General features: G+C 44.2%; 1 protein-coding gene. It reads left to right on the top strand.

The features are described from left to right. The first annotated feature begins 220 nt into the window (after positions 1-220). Complete coding sequence (locus tag FYJ73_RS15570) at positions 221-1,639, top strand: transposase (protein ID WP_154535655.1); 1,419 nt, start codon at positions 221-223, stop codon at positions 1,637-1,639. The last annotated feature ends 23 nt before the right edge of the window (positions 1,640-1,662 follow it).

Here is a 1,662-nt window from a genome sequence, read left to right as displayed (position 1 = left end):
ATAAAGAAACCTCCATTTGAGACACTATACAATTTGGCCCTTGCTTTGCCGTTTCTGGCTTAACAATGGCTTTCTTTCGTAGAAAGCCCGTTTAAGTTTCCCCTTGTTTTAGTCTCTGTATAATTATTTTTGGCAATATTATTGGTAATTTCTTGCAGATATGGCCATTTATTTGTACCTTTGTATAGTTCTTTTAATTATATAGATACTATACATATTTATGGCTATTCCAAAAGAGATATTGTCAGTCGCCCGCCCCAAAAGTACGATAGTCCGACAGAGAGGCAACCGTTTTGTCGTCATAAAAAGGACGAGCAAAAGAATTAACGGGAAGCCTGTCCCCGTAGACATAGGAACGGTAGGAGAAATTGTAAACGGAAAGTTTGTCGAGGGCTCGTATATGCGCAAGAAAAATCAAGTGGATATAAAAGATTATGGAGAGGTGGCTCTCTGTGACAAGTACGGCAGTGGACTTCTTCAAGAACTCGCCAAGGTTTGGAATCTCGACGATGCGAAGCGCCTATATATCATAGCCTTGCTCCGTGCTTCATATGGAGACATCATGAACCGTGACTTGCAGGTACAGTACCTCTGCTCATTTGCATCAGAGATGTATCCGGGAGTTCATTTGTCTGAGACGGCAGTGTCCGGATTCCTTGTGGAGATAGGCAAGGCATACTCCCTTATCTGTGAGTTCATGCGCAATAGAGTGAATACATTTACCGGCGGTAACATGGTCATTGACGGCATGCTCAAGGACTACAATGCCAAGACGGGGAGCCTCTCGGAGTTCTCGCGCAAGGGTGCTAAGAAGGGCTCCAGGGACATCAGCCTGCTGTATGCCTTCAACCCATTGACGCGTGAGCCCATCGCGGCAAAACCTTACGCAGGCAACATGCTGGATCAGACGGCGATAGACGATTTTGTAGCGGAGTATGAGATTAAGAACGGTCTGATGGTCTTCGACAAGGGCTTCTACAACGACAAGTTGTTTGAGAAAGTCGACAAGATGGAAGGACTGGCATACCTGATACCGTTGAAGCAGAACTCGGCGTTCATAAAGAATTACAAGATGGATGAGCCGACAATGCCATTGAAAGACTATAAGGACGGCACGATTCTCTACAAGAAGCAAAAAATGTCAAATGGCAAGTACCTCTACTCTTTCCGCGACCCGAAAGCTGCTTCCGAACAGGAGATCGGATATGTGCAGAATGCCAACAAGAAAGATAATTTCAAGGCAGAAAGCTATGTCGAGAAGAAAGGCCTTTTCGGCCTGATTGTCTTCAAGTCAAAAGCTAACCTTGACCCATTGACCGTCTATTTAGCCTATTCCCAGCGATGGTCTGTGGAGACTCTGTTCTGGCTATACAAGAATATCGTTGACCGTGACACGGTAAACGTGCATTCCGACTACAGCGTATATGCCACTGAACTTATAAATTTCCTTTCCGTCGTCATAACGACAAGGGTTAAGAACGAGTTTGTCAAGCTGGGACTAAACAAGAAATATTCTTACAAGGCTATATTCAGATACCTTTCAAAATACAAGAAGGTGAGAACCAAAGATGGTGGGAAATGGGGTACGGCAACCATGCTTAAATATATAGAAGAGCTTGTTGCTATGCTTGGTGTATAGTGTCTCAAATGGAGGTTTCTTTA

This window comes from Hallella mizrahii, from assembly GCF_009695775.1.
GTDB lineage: Bacteria > Bacteroidota > Bacteroidia > Bacteroidales > Bacteroidaceae > Prevotella > Prevotella mizrahii.
The sequence above is the reverse complement of the archived record's forward strand: the minus strand, read 5'-3'. Positions and strand labels throughout refer to the sequence as shown.

Excerpts from the sequence above, each read along its gene's own strand:
- FYJ73_RS15570 (WP_154535655.1), top strand. The coding sequence starts at position 221 with ATGGCTATTCCAAAAGAGATATTGTCAGTCGCCCGCCCCAAAAGTACG.